This is a genomic window from Shewanella sp. 1311 (genome assembly GCF_059338235.1).
The window spans coordinates 2,933,702-2,950,012 of sequence record NZ_CM181686.1 but is presented as its reverse complement, the minus strand read 5'-3'; the positions used below and the strand labels follow the sequence as shown (position 1 = coordinate 2,950,012).

Genomic DNA, 16,311 nt, shown 5'->3' with positions numbered 1-16,311 from the left:
GTTAGTATCAGCTTATATTCAATACGCACATCCACGCGACAAATGGCGCATTGAAATTTATTAAATATGCATATAAATTCATCTCAAGCCAATTTATAGAGGATTAAAAATGAGTTTACTCGAGCAAGTGTCTGTATCTAAAAAAGCCAATATTTACTTTGATGGTAAAGTTGCCAGTCGTAGCGTATTTTTTGCCGATGGTAGTAAGCAAACCTTAGGCGTAGTACAGCCTGGAGAGTATGAGTTCTCGACTTCACAAGGCGAAATTATGGAAGTGATTAGCGGCCGTTTTGAGGTGTTACTACCAGAAACGACCACTTGGCAAGAATTTAGCGAAGGAACTCAGTTTGAGCTTGCTGCAAATGTCAGCTTTAAAATTCGTAATACAGCCATTGCAGAGTACTGTTGCAGCTACCTGTAATCATCTTGATTGAGTAAAAGTTTCAATATCAATTATGAATCTAATGCTCACAGTGACGGTTTATCTCAGCACTGTGGGTATTTTGTCCTACCGAACCATTTTTCCTTGCCACAATTTCACCCTCTGCATGCTTTATCCGTCCGGTTTTTTATCAATCTGGCCGTTTTGTTAAGCAGACTCAGGACAGCTTAAACCTCGCGACTTAAAGAAGACTAGATCGGGCGTGTTGATATCGCCGATAAAAACAACACTAGACGACCGGTCTATTTTGATTTATCCTAGACCACATGAAAATTGAAACTCAATCCACTCGCCAGCACATTCTCGACATCGGCTATAAGCTGATCGTACGAAAAGGCTTCTCCAGCGTCGGCTTATCGCTACTGCTGCAGGCCGCCGAAGTGCCTAAAGGCTCATTTTATCATTACTTCAAATCCAAAGAACAATTTGGTGAAGCGCTCATAACTGATTATTTTGAGAAATATCAGTTAGATTTAGACGCATTATTCAATGACTCGACACTGACAGGCTATCAGCGCTTGATGCAGTACTGGCAACAATGGTTGCACGTACAAGCTGATGGTTGCGTAGATCAAAAATGCCTCGTCGTGAAACTCAGTGCTGAAGTGGCCGATTTATCCGAAGCCATGCGTGTTGCCTTACTTAAAGGTTCCGCCGGCATCATAGACAGGTTAACCACTTGTGTTCAAGTTGGCATAAACGACAGTTCAATCGCCGAGCAAGATCCGCAATCGACCGCTGAAATGTTGTATCACATGTGGTTAGGTGCCAGCTTAATGAACAAGTTAGGCCACAGCCCCGCGGCACTCGAACGTGCGCTCGTGATGACTAAAGCTATTTTAACGCCTAAAACGGCCCTTTAACTTAATACCGATTCAAGACCGATATTTGCAGATATCAGTCAGCCTAGATTTTTAAAGAATACATTTTCACGCCCCAGAATTAGACGACTGGTCTACTAATTTAACGAGCGATTAATTAACGCAGCGCATTTAACACAGCTAATTTAAAGTAGCTCACTTAAAGTAATAAGGGATAAATCATCCATGCTAAATTTTAACTATTACAACCCAACCCGCATCCGTTTTGGTAAAGACACTATCGCCGAAATTGATACTTTAGTACCGAGCGATGCCAAAGTGATGATCTTATTTGGCGGCAGCAGCGCCAGAAAAACCGGCACGCTAGATGAAGTTAAACAATCATTGGGCAATCGTTTCATCGTCGAGTTCGATGGCATTGAGCCAAACCCAACCTATGAAACCTTAATGAAAGCCGTCGCCCAAGTGCGCGAACAGAAGATCGACTTCCTCCTCGCAGTGGGTGGTGGCTCTGTTATAGATGGCACTAAATTTGTTGCCGCTGCAGCAGTATTCGAAAGTGAACCTTGGGACATTCTCACTAGCTGGGGCGCAAAAGTAACTCAAGCTATGCCTTTTGGCTCAGTATTAACCTTGCCTGCGACGGGTTCAGAAATGAACAACGCCAGCGTAGTAACCCGCAAATCACTGCAAGCTAAGCTGCCATTCCGTAATGACTTGGTTTATCCACAATTCTCAATACTTGATCCGACGAAAACCTTCACCCTGCCAGAACGCCAAGTGGCCAACGGTGTAGTCGATGCTTTTGTGCATATCACAGAGCAATACCTCACTTACCCAGTTAACGCCGCCGTACAGGACAGATTTGCCGAAGGTCTGTTACAAACCTTGATTGAGCTTGGTCCACAAGTGCTAGTTCAACCCGAAGACTACGACATTCGCGCTAACTTAATGTGGGTCGCCACTATGGCACTCAACGGCACGATTGGCGTAGGCGTTCCGCACGATTGGGCAACCCACATGATAGGCCATGAACTGACTGCGCTTTACGACATAGACCATGCGCGTACATTGGCAATCGTATTGCCTGCCCTGCTGCAATGTACCAAAGAGGCTAAGCGCGAAAAGTTACTCCAGTACGCAGACCGAGTGTGGCACATCAACACAGGTACCGATGACGAGCGCATCGATGCCGCTATTGCAAAAACTAAGGCTTTCTTCGAAGCCATGGGCATACCGACACATTTATCTGCCTATGATCTCGATGCCAGCCACGTTGATACCCTAGTGAAACAGCTTGAACTGCACGGCATGGTGGCACTCGGCGAACATGGCAACATTAACCCAGCAATGAGCCGTGACATTTTGACCTTAGCCCTATAACGTCAAATGAACTAAACCCAAAGCTCACACGTATTGATGTGAGCAACTTAGGTAAAGGTATGAAAATGAATATATTAATGGTACTTACATCACATGATAAACTCGGCGACACAGGTTTAAAAACCGGCTTTTGGCTCGAAGAATTCGCCTCACCTTTTTATGAGTTTAAAGATAAAGGTTTTGACATTACTTTAGCCTCCCCATTGGGCGGTCAACCACCGCTCGATCCAAAAAGTGATGAGCCAGACTTTCAAACTGAAGCCACTGCGCGCTTTAGTAAAGATCCTGAGGCACAAGCATTGCTAGCAAATACCACTCGCTTAAGTGAAATCAACGCAGCTGATTATGATGCGGTTTTCTATCCAGGCGGCCACGGCCCACTGTGGGATCTTGCCGAAGATAAGCATTCAATCGCCTTGATTGAACAGTTCTATCAAGCGAATAAACCCCTAGGGCTCGTCTGTCATGCGCCTGCGGCACTGCTGCACCCTAAAACCAGTGATGGTAAGCCATTGGTCAGCGGCAAGCGTGTTACCGGTTTCAGTAATTCTGAAGAAGAAGCCGTGCAACTCACTCATGTCGTGCCATTTTTAGTTGAAGACATGCTTCAGAAAAACGGCGGCACTTATGTCAAAGGTGATGATTGGACAAGCTTTGTTGTCGCAGATGGCCATTTGATCACAGGTCAAAACCCAGGATCATCCGAAGCCGTTGCGCAGGCCATAGTCGTGCAATTGAACGCCAGAGGCTAAGCGATAAATGACGCGACACACTCAGCTTGAAGTACATAATGACAAGCGCGAGTGTGCTAAATACGGTAGAAATAGCTCTCGCACCATAATGGTGCGATAGCTAAAAATGTACTCTCACAGCAAAAAGGGAAGCCAATGATCACCTTGCACCATCTCAATAAATCACGCTCTAAACGTATCATCTGGTTGCTAGAAGAACTCGGTCAACCTTATCAAATTAAGAGTTATCAGCGTGATAGCCAGACTTTTCTCGCGCCACCCGAACTCAAGCAAATTCATCCATTGGGCAAATCACCCATTATCGAAATGGACGGTCAAGTGATTGCCGAGTCAGGCGCGATCACTGAGTATCTGATTGAGAAATATGCGGCGGATACCTTAGCCCCCGCCAGAGACAGCGCTGACTACGTCGATTATCTACAATGGCTACACTTTGCCGAAAGTTCAGCCATGCTACCTTTGTTGCTGCGCATGTTCGTGCAAAAGGACGGCTGCAAAACCAACTTCCTTGAAGGTTATGCGGCGATAGAAGTCAGTAAGATAAGCCACTACTTCAATGATATGTTGGCCGATAAAACCTATCTGGTTGCAGGCAAGCTCACAGGTGCAGATATCATGATGTCCTTCGTAGTTGAGCTACTGGCTAACACTGGCGACCTCGAAAAATTCGAACACATTCAACGCTATGCCACTCAATTATCCCAGCATGCCGCTTGGGTTAAAGCGAGTGAGATCGAGAAACAACTCGACGCAAGCGTGTAATTTACAACTCGAGTTCGGGTACATGAGTGTGCCCGAACTTCAGCTCGTTCAACCCAGTCCGATTTCTAGCTCCCCTTTACTGTCTCGCTTTACGCCTTCCATGTAGCGACGCCGCATAACAAACACCATGATTTTTGATGTAAAAGAGACTAATCTTGATTAACTCTCTCTCAAGGCTACAGGGACTTTAGCATGCGTTCACTCACACTCATCGGCTTAGTGCTATTTAGCATGTTAGCGCAAGCGACGGTTTATAAATGGGTCGATAAAGATGGTAAAGTCCATTACTCAGATGAGCCGCAGCCCAATGCCCAAGTCGTTGAGCTAAAAGAGAAGACCTTAAATCAAATTGCCCTTCCCCTACCTAAAACAGACTCAAATAACGCAAACCAAGCAATTGAATCTATTCAATATAAAGTTAATATCACTTCCCCAGCAGAAGAAGAAACCGTCAGAGATAATAATGGCGATTTCGACGTCGTTGCGACTATCACCCCTGAGCTAAAAAGCCAGTATTTAATGGTCCTCAAACTCGATGGCACCCCCGTCGTTCAGCCGCAAATTGGCGGTACCTTCAAACTCAAAAACATCGACCGGGGTGAACATACCTTAGTTGTTGACGCTTTGACTCAAAACGGCAAAGTCTTTGCATCAAGTTCACCAAGAAAGATATTTCTTCATCAAGCAGCTAAGCGTTAATGTCGCTATTTATATAGTTAGAGTTAGTATAAGAACTTTAAATACATAGAGTTAGATTAACCGCCCCAGACTAAACCGTTTGATGAAGACAAGTTGCAGCTTGCACCAGATTGGTGCACCATAGTGGTGCAACCCTATTTCTAGGAACGGTCGATGGATAAAGAGACACTGCTCAATCATTTAGTTACCGCTGTACTTGTCATAGATAAGGATCTTAAGCCTTGTTATGCCAACGCAGCAGCAGAGCAATTATTAGGTGTTGGCAGCCATAGACTCGTAGAACAAGCTTTGCCTGAGCATTATCAAATCCTCGGTGTCGAAGCCCAGTTATTGAGGGATGCGGTAAAGGCTGGCCAAGGTTTAACGGTCAATACGGCGGCCCTAGTCACGCTCGATGGTCAGCACCATACCGTTGATTTAACCCTTATTCCACTCGATGATGAGGCTGAACTCAGCCTGCTCGAACTGCGCCAAGTCGACCAACAAAGACGTATTCATCAGCAACTGAGTCAAGATGCCCAGCAGCAAGCGGCGCAGTTTTTAGTGCGCAACTTAGCCCATGAAATCAAAAATCCTTTAGGCGGCCTGCGCGGTGCAGCGCAATTGTTATCGCGGGAGCTGGATGATCCGGCGCTGAAGGAATTCACTACCCTCATCATAGAGCAGGCCGATCGACTGCGTAATTTAGTGGATCGCCTGCTCGGCCCCCAAAGGCCGACGCAGCACAGTCTGCACAACATCCATCAAGTGGTGCAAAAGGTCTATAAGTTAGTTGAAATGGCACTGCCCGCTAACATCCAACTCAAACGGGATTACGATCCATCCATTCCCGATATCGAGATGGACCCAGACCAAATGCAGCAAGCCGTGCTCAACATTTTACAAAATGCGGTGCAGGCGCTTGAGCATACGGGCGGCGAGATTTTGATCCGCACTCGCACTCAACACCAAGTCACCATAGGTTCACAGCGCCACAAGCTAGTGTTAACCCTATCGATTGTCGACAACGGCCCAGGTATACCGCCCGAGCTAATGGACACATTATTTTATCCAATGGTGACAGGTCGTGAGCAAGGTTCAGGTTTAGGCCTCTCAATTGCCCATAATATTGCCCGTTTACACTCGGGAAGAATCGATTGCCTCTCCAGCGCTGGGCACACCGAATTCATCATTTCATTACCGATTTTAGGCGCGAAATAATTTCGACAGTACCTACCCATACCGTATGAGGAAGCAAGATGCGAATTAGTGAACAAGTGTGGATCCTCGACGATGACAGCTCGATACGTTGGGTACTCGAAAAGGCACTTCAAGGTGCCAAGCTCAGTACCGCCAGCTTTGCCGCCGCCGAATCCCTGTGGCAGGCCTTAGAAATATCGCAACCGCACGTGATAGTGTCGGACATCCGTATGCCAGGCACAGACGGTTTAAGCCTGCTCGAACGATTGCAGGTGCATTACCCCCATATTCCCGTGATCATTATGACAGCCCACTCGGACTTAGACAGCGCAGTCAGTGCCTATCAAGCGGGCGCATTTGAGTATCTGCCTAAACCCTTCGACATCGATGAGGCGATCTCTCTGGTCGAGCGCGCACTCACCCATGCCACTGAACAGAGCCCAGCACCCGCGCAGGAAGCCCAAGTCAAAACACCCGAAATCATAGGTGAAGCGCCAGCGATGCAGGAAGTGTTTCGCGCCATAGGCAGGCTTTCACGATCATCCATCAGCGTGCTGATTAATGGCCAATCTGGGACAGGTAAAGAGCTCGTGGCAGGCGCGTTACACAAACACAGCCCACGTAAAGATAAGCCATTTATCGCGCTGAACATGGCTGCGATCCCTAAGGATTTGATCGAATCGGAGCTATTCGGCCACGAAAAAGGTGCCTTCACTGGCGCAGCCAATGTGCGCCAAGGTCGCTTCGAACAAGCTAACGGCGGCACGCTCTTTTTAGATGAAATAGGCGACATGCCGCTAGATGTACAAACACGATTACTCAGAGTGCTTGCCGACGGTCAGTTCTATCGCGTCGGTGGTCATAATGCAGTGCAAGTGGATGTGCGTATCATAGCGGCGACCCACCAAGATCTTGAATTATTAGTGCAAAAAGGCGGCTTTAGGGAAGACTTATTCCATCGCCTCAACGTGATCCGCGTGCACTTACCGCCACTGTCACAAAGACGGGAAGACATTCCCCAACTCGCCACCCATTTCCTCGCCTCGGCAGCGAAGGAAATTGGCGTGGAAACTAAGATCATGACCAAGGAGACCGCGGTAAAACTATCCCAATTACCTTGGCCCGGTAATGTCAGACAACTCGAAAACACCTGCCGCTGGTTAACCGTTATGGCATCGGGGCAAGAAATTTTACCCCAAGATTTACCGCCAGAATTACTGAAAGATCCTGTGAGTGTCACCCACACGGCGAAAGGCAGCCAAGATTGGCAATCGGCACTGACTGAGTGGATAGATCAAAAACTCTCGGAAGGAAACAGCGATCTATTAGCTGAGGTACAACCCGCTTTCGAACGCATACTGCTAGAAACTGCGCTGCGCCATACTCAAGGCCATAAACAGGAAGCGGCGAAACGTTTAGGCTGGGGACGAAATACCTTAACGCGAAAACTCAAAGAACTGTCGATGGATTGAGTAAATAAAATAACGTTATTATTCGCTATAGCGATACAAGCTTATTAATCATAAAAAAGTAAAAGGGATATTTTCATATCCCTTTTTATTTGAAATTCTTTTCATTGGCATTAATTAAATATGCCAAATCAAAAAATTAGAATTGATAATGCACACCAACAGCGAATTGCTTAATATCGGTGTCTATATCTTTTAATCCTAAATAGCTACGGTCTGCATCTAAATCGCCCGTAGTGACATCATAGCTTACACGGATATTTAAGTGTTCTGTTACGGCGGCATTAACGCCTACACCGTAAGTCCAACCAAAACCAGTAAAGTCTTCATCGTAACCATAGCCATCAACATTCACAGCCATAGAAGCGATACCCACTTTGGCATAGGCAGAGAAAATATCATTGATTTGTGCAGTAAATTTAGGTGTGAAGCTTAATGCGCCAGCGCTAACATCAACATCCTTATCGCCTAAGTCGCCAGTGGCGAACAGGTTAGCTTCTAAACCAAACCACTCATTGAAGTTATAGCCACCGTATACGCCTACACCAGTACCGGTTTCTGAACCACCAAAAGTATCTGCTGTGACTCTATTTAATGCGCCACCCACATAAAATCCTGTCGTGTCGGTTGCAGCAGATACTTGAGTAGCCGCGAATGCTGATAGTAAAGAGATAGCAACAATTGATAACTTGTTCATCATATTTCCCTAATGATTTAACGTAAGTATTAGACAGCGCGGATATTACAATAAGCAATTAAGAAGTGTCATGGTTTAAATTATCAAAATACAAACCATACAGCATTGATTCAGCTTGAGTCGAAAAATGGAAGTTTTAGTTATTCGCTATGTAGCAAAACCATGCTTACTGTAAGTATTTTTTTAAAATTGAAACAATTAACGATGTTAACTTAGCACCCGCAACAATCCTATAAAACTAGCATATAACCAACGGATGAGGGAACGACGCCGTCTGACATCTAAACATTCGGATACGACAACTCGGCCAGTCGCTAGACAAATAATACGGGTGCGCCAAAGGAATAATGGCCAGATATGGACTCGATAAGTTTGGTTAGATATTTCAAAATCAATTTTCTGCGGTAGGTAATAAAGATGTTTACGCAGGACTAACTGACTCCAAGCCCCCGCAATCACAGGAGTGACTGTACTATCTGCTTGGTTCACTCTCGAGGACTGCGCTTGAGTTGAAACCGTAATATCCGCATCTGCAGGAACGTTCACATCACGAATCTCAGATTCGACTATCAACTCAAAGCGAGTCGATAGCCTCTGATAGCGACATATCAATCGAGTGGAATGATCCCATCTGTGACCTTGCTTCTGCATCCATGCCATCGCTTGCCCTTACTTTATGTTTCGTTGACTTCAGGTTTGACTGGGTCTTGGTGAATAATCACCTCGGCATCTTCAAAGGCGGCCTTGACCCTTATCCCTGTCGTATCGGCAATACTGTGGGCTTCATTCAAACTCAGATTGCCATCAAGCTCTAAATGGAATTGGATAAAAACAGTTTTGCCAGCCTGACGAGTACGCAAGTCATGCAGACCTTGTACCCGTGGATCTTCCATTGCGATTTGCGTGATTTGCTGGCGAGTTTCTTCGTCTAACTCCCTATCTAGCAAAGCTTGAATTGAGCGATAGCCCAAGCCAAAGGCTTGATGACCAATATAGAATGCAATCATTACCGCAAACAAGCCGTCAGCCCACCACCAACCATACTGGGCTAGGACGAGTGCTAACAGTACCGCGCCATTGAGGAATAAGTCCGACTTATAATGCAGTGAATCGGCTTCGACCACAGTGCTTTTTGTCGCTGCTAATGCGCGTTTTTGCAACGTCACTAAGGCTAACGTCATAATAATCGCGATAACGGAAACCACCACACCTATGGTGGCATTTTCGACGGGAACGGGCGTTAATAACCGCTCGCCACCATAGAAAAGTAACAGGAACGCGGAGCCCATAATAAAAGCGGATTGCGCTAAAGACGCTAACGGCTCAGCCTTACCATGGCCATATCTGTGGTCATGATCCGGCGGCACAAGCGCGTAACGAATTGCAATAAAGTTGATGATGGAAGCGAGTGCATCGGCAAAGGAATCCGTCAAAGATGCCAACATACTGGCAGAGCCGGAATAAAGCCAAGCGAACATCTTGATAAGAATAAGGATCAAAGCGGTAGCCACGGAAGCGCGGCTAGCCAGTTTGACCCAAAAATCGTATTGGGAAGTCTGAGTCATAAGGGATCTATATTGGGAAGCTATGACCCTATTGTATATCAGCTAAGACACTTAACCGCGAGGTTCTTTACCAGCTTGTGCTTCAAATCGCGCTTTAAACTTAGCTTGCTGCTCTGGCGTCAACAGATTGTATATTTGATTATGTAACTTCATGCGTTCAATGGCTTGAGCTTGACGCTGTTCTTGCTGCGCGCTCATCAGTGCCTTGGCTTGTACTTCATCAAAATTAGGTGCCGTCATCAAAGCCTGCATCTCAGTGCGATGGGCCAAACGCTGTTCTTTCGTTGGGCGGCTATCGGCTCGCGCAGCTTTCTGATCGGCAAATAACTTTTTGATGTCAGCCTTTTGAGCATCCGTTAAATCCAGCCCTTCAAACATACCATGCATGCCGCCATGATCCATATGTCGGCCGCCATGTTCCATACGATCGCCCATCATGCGGTCGCCTTTATGGAATTCAGAACGGGAGAAATCACAGCCACCGTCCATAGGTTCAGCATTGACTGTCGTCGCGAAAACCGCAGAACTCGCTAGAATTGCAAACAGGCTCGCTTTCAAAGGTGATAATGTTTTCATAGTGTTAACCTCAGTGGTTCAACTTTAATATTGCAAGTAATAAGACACAGTGACGACCCTTTTAAGCCGAGTCACTTTCGACCCTTCCAGTCTAAACCCCTATATGTAAGTGAGGACGTTGCCTGAGTAAATCACTGTAAAGTTGCAACAGCAAACGGCTGATTCTCTATTCTTTACTTTGGCTTACATTGCTACACAGCAATTGACATCAAAACAGGTATACTCAGCCAAAGCGCTAAAAGTGCCTGTGTAAACGGGCACGCAAGGCCACATTACAGAGATTAAGGAACAGTATGAGTCGGATATTATTAATCGATGACGATCTGGGTTTATCGGAGCTACTAGGGCAACTGCTCGAGTTAGAAGGGTTTCAATTAACCTTGGCCTACGACGGTAAACAAGGTTTAGATCTGGCACTGAGTGCGGATTACGATCTGATCTTACTCGATGTCATGCTGCCTAAATTGAACGGCTTCGAAGTCCTGCGTGCACTGCGCCAACACAAGCAAACGCCTGTATTAATGCTGACCGCTCGCGGCGATGAAATCGATCGCGTAGTCGGGCTTGAAATCGGCGCCGATGATTATCTGCCAAAGCCTTTTAATGACAGAGAGTTAATCGCCCGTATCCGCGCCATTATTCGTCGCTCGAACTTAACAACCCAAGAAATCCATGCCGCGCCCGCCCAAGAGTTTGGCGATCTGCGCTTAGATCCATCGCGCCAAGAAGCTTACTGTAATGAGCAATTAATCATACTCACAGGCACTGAATTCACTCTGCTGCACACCCTAGCACTGCACGCTGGCGAGTTGATGAACAAGGAAGAGTTAAACGAAAAAGTGCTCGGCAAAAAACTCATGCCCTTCGATCGCAGCTTAGACATGCATTTATCGAATCTACGTAAAAAACTCCCCGAGCGTAGCGATGGGCGGCCAAGGGTGAAAACCATCCGTGGCAAAGGTTATATTTGGCTTCCATAACGGCGGTATCGACTGTGCCTAATCGTTTATTTATCAAATTATTGCTCGGATTCTGGCTCTGCAGCTCGCTGATCATTGCCTTGGTCGGTCTGTTGCCATTGCTGCAGCAGAGTCACGACCGTGCGCCGCTGCCACCTCACCTTGAAAAGGTTCTATCGACCATAGCGCAGCGCATTCAAGAAAATCCTGCCTTACTGGAATCCGACTTTCTTCGTCGCTGGGAAAGGCACAGAGACATGGAAGGCAAGCCGCTACGGGTTTATCTCGTTAACAGCCAAGGCCAAGTCGTCAACACCCACAGAGTGAGTCGCGGTGTGCGCAGCTTTATGTTGATGGCCGATGAAGAAAAACAACCTATTAGCCATCAGTTTAAAGATGAGCTGGTGTTTGGCCCCTTTCAATTCAATCTGGGCGCCGAGACGTATTCACTCTACGGCCGTCTGCCGGATAACCATCCGCGGCCTTGGTTTTTCTTCTTCGCCGAAAATAAGTTATTAACTTTAAGCCTAGCAATTTTCCTGTCGGGATTATTATGTGGCCTGCTCGCTTGGCATCTAGGTAAGGCGTTAAATTCACTTAAAAAAAGTGCCAATGCCCTCGCAGAAGGCGACTTAAGTAACCGTGTCGATAAGTCCACCACTCAACGCAACGACGAAATTGGTCAGCTTGCCACGGCTTTTAACAGCATGGCCGACTCCATCGAAGCTATGGTGAATAATCAGCAGCGGCTCATGGGGGATATTTCACATGAACTACGTACCCCATTGACGCGCCTACAATTATCCCTCGCCCTCGCCCGTAAAAAAGGTCAACAAACCGCCGAAACGGAACGCATAGGTTATGAAGCCGAGCAACTCGAAAAGCTTATCAGTGAATTGTTAGAACTCTCGCGGGTCAAGCTCAGCACTAACGAAACTAAGGTGCATTTAGGCTTGGCCGAATCACTGAGCCAAGTATTGGACGATGCTGAATTTGAAGCCGAACAGCAAGGTAAAAGCATTACCATCGATATCGATGAAGAAATTGAGTTAGCACACTTTCCTAAATCACTTTCCCGTGCGATTGAAAATCTGCTGCGTAATGCAATTCGCTACGCCGCAAGCGACATTCACCTGCACGCAAGCGCGACGGCTGACCAAGTACAAATCACGATAAAAGACGATGGTCCAGGCATAGATGCCGCTGAACTCGATGCCATCTTTAAACCTTTCTACCGCCCAGACTCGGCAAGACAAAGAGAAAGCGGTGGCTGGGGACTCGGACTGGCAATCACTGAAGCGGCGATTACCGCCCACAAAGGTAAGATTAAAGCCGAGAACCGTATACCAACCGGTCTTGAAGTGACGATCACACTGCCGAAATAGCCGATATGAAGACAAGTAAACTTGGTAAAACGGATGGCATAGTCGTAGATGGCAACACCTCAGTGTTGCCATCGCTTTAAAGTATTAGAAGCTAGATTACAGCTTAACTAATACACGCCCTGTGACTTGGCCTTGGATAATTTTATTCGCGAAATCAGGAATCTCTGCCAATGAGATCTGCTGACAAGCTTGCTGATAGAAATGTGCAGGTAGTGCTTTAATCACAGCTTCCCACGCAGCTTTTCGTTTCTCAAATGGACAAGAAACAGAGTCGATTCCCAGTAAACTCACACCCCGTAAAATAAATGGCATAACGGTTGTCGGTAATGCAAAACCGCCCGCTAAACCACAAATAGCGGCGGCGCCACCGTATTGCATTTGCGCCAATGCTTTAGCGAGGATCTTGTTGCCAACGGTATCGACCACACCCGCCCAGCGCTGCGCCTCAAGCGGCTTAGCATCTTGTTCAAGCTCACTGCGATCAATCACTTCTGCGGCGCCAAGCTCCCGCAGTAAAGGTGCATTCTGTTCAACCCGACCACTGCAGGCGACCACACGATAGCCAGCATTGGCGAGCAAAGTCACCGCCACCGACCCCACACCACCACTGGCACCTGTGACCAGAATATCCCCACTTTGCGGTGTTATCCCAGCCTGCTGCAGCGCTTGCACGCACAACATCGCCGTAAGCCCAGCCGTGCCTATCATCATGGCTTTAGCGGCATCACAACCTTGCGGCATAAGCACCAGCCAGTCGGCGTTAACGCGCGCTTTTTGCGCCATACCACCCCAGTGATTTTCGCCTACGCCCCAGCCGGTCAAAATAACCTGATCGCCGACTTGGTATCTTGCATCAGTCGATTCGCGCACTACGCCCGCAAAATCAATGCCTGGCACCATAGGAAACTGGCGAATGATTTTGCCAGCACCCGTCACAGCTAAACCATCTTTATAATTCAGCGAGGAATAGGCAACCTCAACTAAGACTTCCCCTTCTGGTAAATCAGCTTCTGTGATCTGTGAAACTTGAGCAAACGTGTGTTTATCTTCTTGCGTCAGTAGTAAGGCATCAAACATAAATTGCTCTCCGAAGGCCATGAAAATCGTATTAAACGATATTCAAAAAGTTACCATAAAAGGCATAGACATCATTAACAAGCAGACTTGTTGCTAATAGTAAATGCTGAGATCTAAACAGATTAAAGATAATGACCAAAAGTGATCGAGCGCAAGAGATGGCAAGATCTAGCGTCTTTATTGCTTTAAACTCGCCTGCTGTAAAGCGCCACTTTGACCCCAGTAGCGGGCAAACTCAGTCAAGGTCATTCCGGCATTATTCGTTAGGCTCGCATCGCATTCTTTCGCGTATAGCCGCTTTACAATATTGAATTCGGCCTTAATCACAGCGCCCATCATTGCCGTATTACCACGCTTATCTTGCAAACAAGCATTAGCACCATGCTCAAGCAATAAATCCGTTGCAACCTCTTGGCCGTTATAAGCCGCCACCATTAGCGCGGTATAGGTTTGACTATTTCTCTGATCAATAGGGAAGCCTGCATCGAGAAAATGCTCAAGCACTGTGATATCGCCGGTACGCGCTGCAGCAAAAAAGTAGTCCACCAGCAATTGTACTTGTGCGGTATCGGGCTCGTCCGTTTGACTGACAGTTGTGGATGTAACCAATGGCGCTTGAAGCGAACCCGCCCCCATTGCCACCGACATACTCAGGGCCACAATAATCAATAATAAGATAGCAATAGTGTGTTTCATAAATGGCTCCCAGCACAGCTAAAATAGAGATTTAAACAATGAGACGTGACGAAATGCCCGCAAGACGCCCTCTTAAACTGGGCAGAAAAGAGCTTGTTTACGTCTTGCGGGACTTACTGGGTTCAGACAGTTAATGCGCAAATCTCTGCGACCAAAACAGTCCTAAAAATAACAAAATCAGATTGAACGTTGTTTAACGTCAGCCAAATCACCCTTTACGGCCTTGGTTAAACGCTCACCAAACTCTGGATCTGCACGATAAAAGTGACTGAGCATCTGATGTTTCACATTGGTATCGTTCACTTTACCTAAGTCACCGGCCAAGTTAGTGATCAGATCTGCTCTATCTTGCTTGCTCAAGCTGCGGTAAAAAACACCCGCTTGGCTAAAGTTATCCTGCTTGCTAATAGCCGTTTGTTGCACTGTGCCACTGAGCGCAGTCGTTACCGCACGATAACGATTATCTTCGGCCAAGGCTAAATGTACGCTCGGTTGATAATTCACATCGGACTGGGTATGCCCCATATTGCCCGCGCCTTCTTGGTTGTGGTTTGCCACCGCCACTAAGGGTTTATTAATCGGCAATTGCGACAAATTCGCGCCGAGTCGATACAGCTGAGTATCGGCGTAGGAGAACATACGGCCTTGCAGTAATCTGTCTTCCGACGGCTCAATCCCTGGGATCAAATTCGATGGCGCAAATGCCGCTTGCTCCGTCTCTTGGAAGAAGTTTGCAGGCATGCGGTTCAGCGTCATAGTGCCCACTTTTTGTTCTGGCACATCTAGCCACACCTTAGTGGCGTCTAACGGGTTGTAATCAAACTTATTAAGCTCAGTCGGGTCGAGTAATTGAACGTACAGATCCCACTTAGGATAGTTACCCTTGTTGATCTCACTATAAAGATCATCAGTTAAATGGTTAAAGTTTTGCCCTTGGACTTTAACCACTTCATCGGGACGTAAGCCTTTAACACCTTGCAGACTCTTCCAGTTAAATTTCACGTATTTAACTTGGTTATCTCGATTCACAAATTTGTACGCATGCACACCGAAACCGTCCATTTCACGATAACTGGCAGGTACACCTAAGTTACTGTAAACCTGAGTCAACATATGGGTTGAACCCGCTTCGTGACTGAAAAAATCGAAGAAACGATTCGGATCTTGCATATTGGTCACTGGCGATGGTTTGAGTGAATGCACCATGTCAGGAAACTTGATCGCATCGCGAATGAAGAATACGGGTAAGTTATTACCCACTAAGTCCCAGTTACCTTGGTCCGAATAAAATTTGGTCGCAAACCCTCGGGGATCACGCAGCGTTTCTGGCGAACCTTTCGAGTGGATCACGGTAGAAAAGCGCACAAATACGGGCGTCACTTTACCTTTTTGTGCAAAGGGTGCCGCTTGGGTTAGGTTACTAAAATCGCCACTCGATACAAACTCACCATGTACACCAGTGCCTCTGGCGTGGACGACACGCTCAGGAATACGTTCACGGGCAAAGCGTTGTAGCTTCTGGATAAGCTGTACATCTTGCAATAACACGCTGCCATTACTGCCCGCGGTGGTCGAGTTTTGGTTATCACCCACAGGTGCACCATTGTCACGTGTCAGGGTATTTGTTGGTAAAGTTTGAGCCTGTACATTCAATGTCAGACCCATAGAAATAATTAAAAGGCTTTTAGTAAGATGCATAACAGTTCCTCTTCTATGCATAACGCCAAGCTCTTTTCTGCCTGCCCGCAGTATAGTTCTGAATTTGTAATTAGAAGGAGCGATCTTTATCGATTATATGAATCAATAAAACCTATTAGACATAAATTGGCAACAACAAAAAGTCCCATTG

General features: G+C 46.6%; 17 protein-coding genes. 10 read left to right on the top strand and 7 right to left on the bottom strand.

The window, feature by feature from the left end:
* The first annotated feature begins 109 nt into the window (after nucleotides 1-109).
* From ppnP to glnG, 8 genes are all read left to right on the top strand, one after another.
* Nucleotides 110-421: a pyrimidine/purine nucleoside phosphorylase gene (gene ppnP, locus AC5YB3_RS13270; RefSeq protein WP_006086532.1), complete on the top strand. Its 312-nt coding sequence runs from the start codon at nucleotides 110-112 to the stop codon at nucleotides 419-421.
* A gap of 287 nt (nucleotides 422-708) precedes the next feature.
* Nucleotides 709-1,305, top strand: a complete 597-nt coding sequence (locus tag AC5YB3_RS13265; protein WP_494525485.1) for a TetR/AcrR family transcriptional regulator — start codon at nucleotides 709-711, stop codon at nucleotides 1,303-1,305.
* Between the two features lie 183 nt (nucleotides 1,306-1,488).
* Nucleotides 1,489-2,646: an iron-containing alcohol dehydrogenase gene (locus tag AC5YB3_RS13260; protein ID WP_494525484.1), complete on the top strand. Its 1,158-nt coding sequence runs from the start codon at nucleotides 1,489-1,491 to the stop codon at nucleotides 2,644-2,646.
* Nucleotides 2,647-2,705: 59 nt separating this feature from the next.
* Complete coding sequence (locus AC5YB3_RS13255; RefSeq protein WP_432370413.1) at nucleotides 2,706-3,398, top strand: type 1 glutamine amidotransferase domain-containing protein; 693 nt, start codon at nucleotides 2,706-2,708, stop codon at nucleotides 3,396-3,398.
* Between the two features lie 135 nt (nucleotides 3,399-3,533).
* A complete protein-coding gene (locus tag AC5YB3_RS13250) occupies nucleotides 3,534-4,160 on the top strand; it encodes a glutathione S-transferase family protein (RefSeq protein ID WP_432370414.1) in 627 nt (208 codons plus the stop codon).
* A gap of 192 nt (nucleotides 4,161-4,352) precedes the next feature.
* Nucleotides 4,353-4,859: a DUF4124 domain-containing protein gene (locus AC5YB3_RS13245; RefSeq protein ID WP_432370416.1), complete on the top strand. Its 507-nt coding sequence runs from the start codon at nucleotides 4,353-4,355 to the stop codon at nucleotides 4,857-4,859.
* A 153-nt stretch (nucleotides 4,860-5,012) separates the two neighbouring features.
* Nucleotides 5,013-6,059, top strand: a complete 1,047-nt coding sequence (glnL, locus tag AC5YB3_RS13240; RefSeq protein WP_311999956.1) for a nitrogen regulation protein NR(II) — start codon at nucleotides 5,013-5,015, stop codon at nucleotides 6,057-6,059.
* 38 nt (nucleotides 6,060-6,097) lie between these two features.
* Nucleotides 6,098-7,510: a nitrogen regulation protein NR(I) gene (gene glnG / locus AC5YB3_RS13235; protein WP_494525483.1), complete on the top strand. Its 1,413-nt coding sequence runs from the start codon at nucleotides 6,098-6,100 to the stop codon at nucleotides 7,508-7,510.
* A gap of 136 nt (nucleotides 7,511-7,646) precedes the next feature.
* On the opposite strand, the gene AC5YB3_RS13230 is transcribed toward glnG, so the two are convergent.
* From AC5YB3_RS13230 to AC5YB3_RS13215, 4 genes are all read right to left on the bottom strand, one after another.
* Nucleotides 7,647-8,204: a porin family protein gene (locus tag AC5YB3_RS13230; RefSeq protein WP_259529740.1), complete on the bottom strand. Its 558-nt coding sequence runs from the start codon at nucleotides 8,202-8,204 to the stop codon at nucleotides 7,647-7,649.
* 207 nt (nucleotides 8,205-8,411) lie between these two features.
* Nucleotides 8,412-8,864, bottom strand: coding sequence for a hypothetical protein (locus AC5YB3_RS13225; protein ID WP_311906655.1), 453 nt, complete (start codon nucleotides 8,862-8,864; stop codon nucleotides 8,412-8,414).
* 14 nt (nucleotides 8,865-8,878) lie between these two features.
* Nucleotides 8,879-9,769, bottom strand: coding sequence for a cation efflux pump FieF (gene fieF, locus AC5YB3_RS13220; protein WP_126490959.1), 891 nt, complete (start codon nucleotides 9,767-9,769; stop codon nucleotides 8,879-8,881).
* 51 nt (nucleotides 9,770-9,820) lie between these two features.
* Nucleotides 9,821-10,345, bottom strand: a complete 525-nt coding sequence (locus AC5YB3_RS13215) for a Spy/CpxP family protein refolding chaperone (protein ID WP_494525482.1) — start codon at nucleotides 10,343-10,345, stop codon at nucleotides 9,821-9,823.
* Nucleotides 10,346-10,638: 293 nt separating this feature from the next.
* Here AC5YB3_RS13215 and AC5YB3_RS13210 point away from each other — a divergent pair, with 293 nt between their 5' ends.
* Both AC5YB3_RS13210 and AC5YB3_RS13205 read left to right on the top strand, forming a co-directional pair.
* Nucleotides 10,639-11,325, top strand: coding sequence for a response regulator (locus AC5YB3_RS13210; RefSeq protein ID WP_006079731.1), 687 nt, complete (start codon nucleotides 10,639-10,641; stop codon nucleotides 11,323-11,325).
* A 14-nt stretch (nucleotides 11,326-11,339) separates the two neighbouring features.
* Nucleotides 11,340-12,689 carry an ATP-binding protein gene (locus AC5YB3_RS13205; RefSeq protein ID WP_283631165.1) on the top strand — a complete coding sequence of 450 codons (1,350 nt, stop codon included), beginning with the start codon at nucleotides 11,340-11,342 and terminating at the stop codon, nucleotides 12,687-12,689.
* 96 nt (nucleotides 12,690-12,785) lie between these two features.
* Here the strand turns inward: AC5YB3_RS13205 and acuI are convergent, their stop codons facing one another.
* The 3 genes from acuI to katE1 form a co-directional block, all read right to left on the bottom strand.
* Nucleotides 12,786-13,766, bottom strand: a complete 981-nt coding sequence (acuI, locus tag AC5YB3_RS13200) for an acrylyl-CoA reductase (NADPH) (protein ID WP_494525481.1) — start codon at nucleotides 13,764-13,766, stop codon at nucleotides 12,786-12,788.
* A gap of 177 nt (nucleotides 13,767-13,943) precedes the next feature.
* Nucleotides 13,944-14,462 carry an ankyrin repeat domain-containing protein gene (locus AC5YB3_RS13195; protein WP_494525480.1) on the bottom strand — a complete coding sequence of 173 codons (519 nt, stop codon included), beginning with the start codon at nucleotides 14,460-14,462 and terminating at the stop codon, nucleotides 13,944-13,946.
* A gap of 177 nt (nucleotides 14,463-14,639) precedes the next feature.
* Nucleotides 14,640-16,160 carry a catalase KatE1 gene (gene katE1, locus AC5YB3_RS13190; protein ID WP_494525479.1) on the bottom strand — a complete coding sequence of 507 codons (1,521 nt, stop codon included), beginning with the start codon at nucleotides 16,158-16,160 and terminating at the stop codon, nucleotides 14,640-14,642.
* Nucleotides 16,161-16,311 lie beyond the last annotated feature (151 nt).